Origin of the sequence: Sandarakinorhabdus limnophila DSM 17366 (genome assembly GCF_945882885.1) — a bacterium.
In the GTDB taxonomy this organism is placed as follows: domain Bacteria; phylum Pseudomonadota; class Alphaproteobacteria; order Sphingomonadales; family Sphingomonadaceae; genus Sandarakinorhabdus; species Sandarakinorhabdus limnophila_A.
The window spans coordinates 1-6,660 of record NZ_CAMCWT010000085.1; the positions used below are offsets into that span (position 1 = coordinate 1).

The following is a 6,660-nucleotide window of genomic DNA, read 5'->3' on the forward strand; positions in this document are numbered from 1 at the left end:
GGAACAGCGACAAGTTCTTGGGCCCCGCCATCCTGCTGCAAGCCTATCGCTGGCTGGCTGACAGCCGTGACGAGATGACCGGCGAGCGGCTCGATGCGCTGGAAGATCCATTCCGCGTCTATCGATGCCATACCATCATGAACTGCTCCAATGTTTGCCCCAAGGGCCTGAACCCGGCCAAGGCGATCGCGGACATCAAGCTGATGATGCTCGAACGCGCGGGTTAAGCCGCGCAAGGAAACGGCCATGGACGTCACGGAGCTGTGCGAACTTTCGGCCAGCGCCGCTGTTGCTCGTATGGCCTCTGGCGAAATTTCTGCCGAAACCTATGCCACGGCACTGTTGGCGCGCTGCGGGCAGGGCGCGCATCTCAATGCCTTCATCAATCTTGATGCAGAGCAGGTTCTGGCCCAGGCTCGCTCTGCCGATGCCCACCGCACCGCCGGGAAGCCGCTCGGTCCCCTACACGGCCTTCCGGTGCCGGTTAAGGACAGTATCAACACAGCCGACTATCCCACCACCGGCGGGACCAACGCCCTTCGAGGTTTCCGCCCCGCCACCGACGCCGCTGCCGTCTCGCTGCTGCGGCAGGCTGGTGCCATCGTGCTGGGCAAGACCAATCTCCACGAGCTTTCCTTTGGCTGGACGAGTTCCAACGCTGCCTTTGGCGCGGTGCGCAATCCACATGACCCGTCGCGAATCCCCGGCGGCAGTTCTGGTGGTACAGCCGCTGCCGTGGCCGCCGGCATGGCGCCGCTGGGTGTGGCTGAGGATACCGCCGGATCGATCCGGGTGCCGGCGGCGCTGTGCGGGTTATTCGGTTTTCGGCCGACGACGGGCCGCTATCCCAATGCCGGGGTGGTGCCAATGACAGCCTTGTTCGATCAGGTTGGCCCGCACGCACGCTGCATGGACGATATCCTGCTGTTCGATGAGGTGATGACCGGGGAGCCAGCTTTTGCGGCGCCTATTCCGCTGGCTGGCTTACGGCTTGGACTGGATCTTGCCTTCTTCTTCTCCAGCCTCGATCCCGAAGTGGCGGAGGCGACTGCTGGTATCATTGCCGTTCTGGAAGCAGCGGGGGTCGTGATCGTTGATGTGCAGTTATCTGGCCTGCAGGCGCTGGTTGATGCAGCCAGCGTGCCGGTCATCTTCCATGATTTCCTGCCATCGCTCAGCGCGTATCTGGCGGCCCACGATGCGCCGGTCAGTCTGACCGAACTCGCGGCCCAAGTGGCCAGCCCTGATGTGCAAGCTGCGCTCAGCCTGTGCACACCGATCAGCGCCATGCCGGACCCGACCTATGTCATGGCCCGCGATCACCATCGTCGCACGCTGCAGCAGCTGTTGGCTAACTGCTTTGCCGATCACCGCATCTCGGCCCTGTTGTTTCCCACAACGCTGGTTCCGGCCACGCCGATCGGCTCTGATCGCGTCGTTCCGATCAACGGCGTGGAAGTGCCGTTTGCCACCGCCATTGGCCGCAACATCCTGCCCGGCAGCACGGCGGGCCTGCCCGGGCTGGTGATGCCCTGCGGGCTTGGCCAAACCAGCGGGTTGCCGATCAGCATCGAACTCGATGGCCCGGCTGGCAGCGATCGCGCCCTGCTTGCCATCGGAATGGCTATTGCGGCGCTGCTGCCGCCGATGCCGGCCCCTGCTGTCACAGCAGCTTCGCTTGCAGGGGCTTGACGGCTTTGATAGGCTGCCTGCGCAATGCTGGCCGTCGACAGCCGTAGTATTGGCATGATGGGCAGGACTGTGCAGCAGGATTTGAGCCGCGACAGGCAAAGAGAGCAGGTGAGCGCATGACCGCTGTCACCTTCTCGACCCACGCCGCTAGGGATCGCAAATCAGCGCGTATTCTGCCGCAATACAATAGCCTGCATCACCGCACCTGGTGGAAATTTGCCAGCATTGCCTTTGTGGCGCTGGCGCTGTTCCTCACCATGTACACCGGCTTCCTCGTTGCCATCGGTGGCACGCTGGCATTCCGCTTTGTCGGCTTTCCGATCCTGGTGATGGCCGGTGTCAGCCTTTGGCTGCTGCCGGACGTGGACAAGGCCGACAACGCGCCATTTTTCAAGTTGTTGGCGATCTACATGTTCCTGATGGTGGCTTGGCCATCCTATGTGGCCATTGCAATCCCAGGTCTGCCTTGGGCGACACCGCCGCGCCTGATGTTGGGCGTGCTGCTGATTGGAATGCTCACCCATTTCCCGCAGATCGCTGAAGCGCGGAGCAAGGTGGTGGATCTGTTGGGCCATGACCCGGGCGATTTTCCAACGCGTGGGAGTCTTTGATCCGGCGATGCCACGCTTTCAGGATTGGGATCTGGTGCTGCGCCTTGCCCGCATCGGGGCGCGGTTCCACTATATAAATGAACCACTCGCGGTCGCCCACGACAGCCCCGACAGCCTCACTCGTAGCCTGGACAAGGGCATCGTCGGCCGGCAGCGCTTGATCGAAAAACATGGTGAGGCGCTGGTGGCTCAACCTGCCGCGCTGGCGCGCCATCATTATGTGATGGGATCGCAGTTGCGCACCTTGGGCCGGTTTGCCGAGGCACAGGCGCAATTTGCCGCGGTGCTGCAGGCGACGCCGCTGAACTGGCGGGCCGCCGCGCAATGGCTGCTGGCGTCCGTGCATCGCTGATGCTTTACGCGGCGCAGCAGCGGCGCTAACCGCTGTTCCCATGTCTCGCGAAACATTCACCGAAGGCCCCAACGCGGGCTGGACCTGCTGGCGCCGCGATCCCGATGGCCGCTTTGCCTCGATGCTGGGCGATTTCTTCTTCCGCGAAGGCGCGCGCGGGGTGGAATGCCGCATGGAAACGGCGCGCAAGCATTCGAATGGCCTCGGATATCTGCATGGCGGGTTCATCATGTCGTTCATCGACATGGCGATGTTTGCCTTCATCTTCCGCCAGTTGGAAAACTCTGCCGCCGTCACCTTGAGCTGCGCGACCGATTTTCTTTCAGCTGGGATCGTCGGCAAGCCGATCGAGGCGCACGGTGAAATCTTGAAGGAAACCGGCAAGATGCTGTTCGTGCGCGGCCTCGTCACTCAGGATGGCGTCAACCTCTCCAGCTTCACCGGCACCATGCGCAAGATCCCGCGCCCGGCACGGCCGACGGCTGAGGGCCATGCGACGCGCCCGGGAGAGACGCAGGTTGACTGATGTTGCTGGCCGCTATGCCGAACTGCTGGCGGCGGGCGAACTGAAGCCCGATGCCGCGCAGGCGGCGGTTGTGGCCCGGCTGGCGGCGCTGGAAACGGCGCTGAAACGTCCTGTCGAAACACCCGGCCTGATTGGCCGTCTGTTCGGCAAGGCGCCGCCCGATGCCCCGAAGGGCCTCTACATCTGGGGCGGCGTGGGGCGTGGCAAGTCCATGGCGATGGACCTGTACTTCTCCGCTTCGGCTGTATCTCCCAAACGCCGCTCCCATTTCCATGAATTCATGGCCGAGGTGCACGGTGCCATCCACGCCCGCCGCCAAGCCGGTGATGCTGATCCGCTGATCAGCGTCGCCGATCAGATCGCCACATCCGCCCGCCTGCTGTGTTTCGACGAGATGCAGGTGAAGGATATCGCCGACGCCGCCATCCTGTCCCGATTGTTCACCGCCTTGCTGGAGCGGGGCGTGACGGTGGTGACCACCAGCAACCGCCCCCCGCGCGATCTCTATAAGGATGGACTCAACCGTCATCTGTTCCTGCCTTTCATCGCCCTGATCGAAGCCAGGCTGGACGTGGTAACGTTGGACGGGCCGACTGATTATCGCCTGGCCCGGCTTGGCGGCACCCAGACCTGGCATGTCCCCAATGGCCCCGAAGCCACCGCCGCGCTCTCCGCCGCCTTCTTCCAGATGACCGATTATCCGCCCGAAGACCGCGAGCATGTGCCCACGGCCGAACTGTCGCTGCCCGGCGGCCGTTTCCTGCACGTGCCCAAATCGCTGAAGGGCGTCGCCGTGTTCAGCTTTGGCCGGCTGTGCCGGCAGCCGCTGGGTGCGGCTGACTATCTCGCCATCGCCCGCCATTATCACACGGTGCTGATCGTCGGCATTCCCAGGCTTGGCCCTGAAAACCGCAACGAGGCGATCCGCTTTATCCACCTGATCGATGCGCTGTATGAGCAGAAGGTCAAGCTTGTCGCGGCCGCCGATGCCCAGCCTGATCAACTCTATCCGGCCGGCGATTCCAGCTTCGAATTCGAACGCACCGCCAGCCGATTGATGGAGATGCAGTCCGCGGCCTACTTGGCGCTTGGCCACGGCGGCTGAAACCGCCTCCCAGTTTTCACCGGATAGGGCTTTGCTGCGGTTGCACAGTGCGCCGCCGCGCTCTATCCAGCCTGCGACATTTTGCCAGAATCGTTCAGATTCTCATTCAGACGGAGACCACCATGGCTCGCAAGAAAATCGCCCTGATCGGCGCCGGCAACATCGGCGGCACGCTGGCTCACCTCGCGGCGCAGCGCGCGCTGGGCGATATCGTGCTGTTCGATGTGGTGGAAGGCGTGCCGCAGGGCAAGGCGCTCGATCTGGCCCAGTGCGCGCCAGTCGAAGGATTTGATGTGAACCTGAAGGGTTCGAACGATTATGCCGATATCGCTGGCGCCGATGTGATCATCGTCACCGCTGGTGTCGCCCGCAAGCCGGGCATGAGCCGCGACGATCTGCTGGGCATCAACCTGAAGGTGATGAAGGCGGTGGGGGAGGGCATCAAGGCCCACGCACCCGGCGCCTTCGTGATCTGCATCACCAACCCGCTGGATGCCATGGTATGGGCGCTGCGCGAGTTCTCGGGCCTGCCGCACCACATGGTGTGCGGTATGGCGGGCGTGCTTGATTCCGCTCGCTTCCGCCATTTCCTTGCCGACGAGTTCAAGGTCAGCGTGCGTGACGTCAACGCCTTCGTGCTCGGCGGCCACGGCGACACGATGGTGCCGGTGATCGAATACTCCACCGTTGCCGGCATCCCGGTGCCCGATCTCATCAAGATGGGCTGGAGCACCCAGGAGCGCATCGACGCCATCATCCAACGCACCCGTTCCGGCGGCGGCGAGATCGTCGCCCTGCTGAAAACCGGCAGCGCCTATTATGCACCGGCCACTAGCGGCATCGAAATGGCCGAGGCGTACCTGTACGACCAGAAGCGTCTGCTGCCCTGCGCCGTGAACCTGACCGGCCAGTATGGCGTTTCCGATCTTTATGTCGGCGTGCCAGTGATCATCGGCGGCGGCGGCGTCGAGCGCATCGTGGAGATCGAATTGTCGCAGTCTGCAAAAGCCAATTTCCAGGTGAGCGTGGATGCGGTGAAAGAGCTGCTGACGGCCTGCAAGGGCATCGACCCGTCGCTGGCGTGAATTTCGCCTGCAAGGCTGACTAAGGGATAGGGATTTCCAATGAACATCCATGAGTATCAGGCCAAGGAATTGCTGGCCAAATTCGGCGTTCCGGTGCCAGTCGGCTATGCCGCGATGAGCGTCGAGGAAGCGGTGGCCGCGTCGGCCAAGTTGCCGGGCCCGCTCTATATCGTGAAGGCGCAGATTCACGCTGGTGGCCGCGGCAAGGGCAAGTTTGTGGAACTGCCGCCGGAAGCCAAGGGCGGTGTACGGTTGGCCCGCAGCGCCGACGACGTGCGCGCGGCGGCGAGCGACATGCTGGGCAACACGCTGGTGACGATCCAGACCGGTGCCGCCGGCAAGCAGGTCAACCGCCTCTATGTCACCGACGGCGTTGATATCGCCAAGGAACTCTATCTCGCGATGCTGGTCGATCGTGCTACCGGCCGCATCGCCATCGTTGCCAGCACCGAAGGTGGCATGGACATCGAGGACGTGGCGCATCACCACCCCGAAAAGATTCACACCATCACCATCGATCCGGCGACTGGCGCCATGCCGCACCATGGCCGCGCCGTCGCTGCCGCGTTGGGCCTGACCGGCCCGCTCGCCAAGCAGGCGGAAAACGTCACGCTGAAGCTCTATGATGCCTTCATCGGCACCGATGCCAGCCAGATGGAAATCAACCCACTCGCCGTAACGGATGATGGCAAGCTGCTGGTGCTCGATGCCAAGGTCGGTTTCGATCCCAACGCGCTTTATCGCCACCCCGATCTGGTCGAACTGCGCGACCTGACCGAGGAAGACCCGGCCGAAGTCGAAGCATCGAAGTATGATCTTGCCTTCATCAAGCTGGATGGCAACATCGGTTGCCTTGTGAACGGCGCCGGCCTCGCCATGGCAACCATGGACATCATCAAGCTGAATGGCGCCGAGCCGGCCAACTTCCTCGATGTCGGCGGCGGCGCCGACAAGGAAAAGGTGACCAACGCCTTCAAGCTGATCCTGAAGGATCCGGCTGTGCAGGGCATCCTGGTCAACATCTTCGGCGGCATCATGCGCTGCGACATCATCGCGGAAGGCATCATCGCCGCTGCGAAGGAAGTCAGCCTGTCGGTGCCGCTGGTGGTGCGCCTGGAAGGCACCAACGTCGAACTGGGCAAGGAAATCCTCGCCAACTCCGGCCTGCCGATCGTGTCGGCCGACAATCTGGGTGATGCAGCGGCCAAGATCGTTGCTGAAGTGAAAAAGGCCGCTTGAGATGAGCATTCTCGTCAACGCAAACACCCGCGTCATCACGCAGGGCTTTA

At 62.9% G+C, this 6,660-nt stretch carries 7 protein-coding genes and 1 pseudogene; all 8 read left to right on the forward strand.

Features of this window, described 5'->3' with window-relative positions:
* Nucleotides 1-227 (forward strand): annotated as a pseudogene (locus tag Q7O19_RS12610) (succinate dehydrogenase iron-sulfur subunit); the annotation flags it as partial.
* A 19-nt stretch (nucleotides 228-246) separates the two neighbouring features.
* Nucleotides 247-1,692, forward strand: a complete 1,446-nt coding sequence (gene iaaH, locus Q7O19_RS12615; protein ID WP_303810853.1) for an indoleacetamide hydrolase — start codon at nucleotides 247-249, stop codon at nucleotides 1,690-1,692.
* Between the two features lie 116 nt (nucleotides 1,693-1,808).
* Nucleotides 1,809-2,303 (forward strand): hypothetical protein, encoded by a 495-nt coding sequence (locus Q7O19_RS12620; RefSeq protein ID WP_303810854.1) that lies wholly within the window; start codon nucleotides 1,809-1,811, stop codon nucleotides 2,301-2,303.
* A 7-nt stretch (nucleotides 2,304-2,310) separates the two neighbouring features.
* Nucleotides 2,311-2,655: a hypothetical protein gene (locus tag Q7O19_RS12625; protein ID WP_303810855.1), complete on the forward strand. Its 345-nt coding sequence runs from the start codon at nucleotides 2,311-2,313 to the stop codon at nucleotides 2,653-2,655.
* A 40-nt stretch (nucleotides 2,656-2,695) separates the two neighbouring features.
* On the forward strand, nucleotides 2,696-3,181 hold the full coding sequence (locus Q7O19_RS12630; RefSeq protein ID WP_022678927.1) for a PaaI family thioesterase: 486 nt from the start codon (nucleotides 2,696-2,698) through the stop codon (nucleotides 3,179-3,181).
* Nucleotides 3,174-4,286, forward strand: a complete 1,113-nt coding sequence (gene zapE / locus Q7O19_RS12635) for a cell division protein ZapE (protein WP_303810856.1) — start codon at nucleotides 3,174-3,176, stop codon at nucleotides 4,284-4,286. Before Q7O19_RS12630 ends, zapE begins: the two co-directional genes overlap by 8 nt.
* 122 nt (nucleotides 4,287-4,408) lie before the next feature.
* Nucleotides 4,409-5,371, forward strand: a complete 963-nt coding sequence (gene mdh, locus Q7O19_RS12640; protein ID WP_303810857.1) for a malate dehydrogenase — start codon at nucleotides 4,409-4,411, stop codon at nucleotides 5,369-5,371.
* Nucleotides 5,372-5,410: 39 nt separating this feature from the next.
* Nucleotides 5,411-6,610, forward strand: a complete 1,200-nt coding sequence (gene sucC / locus Q7O19_RS12645) for an ADP-forming succinate--CoA ligase subunit beta (protein WP_303810858.1) — start codon at nucleotides 5,411-5,413, stop codon at nucleotides 6,608-6,610.
* The last annotated feature ends 50 nt before the right edge of the window (nucleotides 6,611-6,660 follow it).

Excerpts from the sequence above, each read along its gene's own strand:
- sucC (WP_303810858.1), top strand. The coding sequence starts at position 5,411 with ATGAACATCCATGAGTATCAGGCCAAGGAATTGCTGGCCAAATTCGGC.
- Q7O19_RS12620 (WP_303810854.1), top strand. The coding sequence starts at position 1,809 with ATGACCGCTGTCACCTTCTCGACCCACGCCGCTAGGGATCGCAAATCA.
- mdh (WP_303810857.1), top strand. The coding sequence starts at position 4,409 with ATGGCTCGCAAGAAAATCGCCCTGATCGGCGCCGGCAACATCGGCGGC.
- Q7O19_RS12625 (WP_303810855.1), top strand. The coding sequence starts at position 2,311 with ATGCCACGCTTTCAGGATTGGGATCTGGTGCTGCGCCTTGCCCGCATC.
- iaaH (WP_303810853.1), top strand. The coding sequence starts at position 247 with ATGGACGTCACGGAGCTGTGCGAACTTTCGGCCAGCGCCGCTGTTGCT.
- Q7O19_RS12630 (WP_022678927.1), top strand. The coding sequence starts at position 2,696 with ATGTCTCGCGAAACATTCACCGAAGGCCCCAACGCGGGCTGGACCTGC.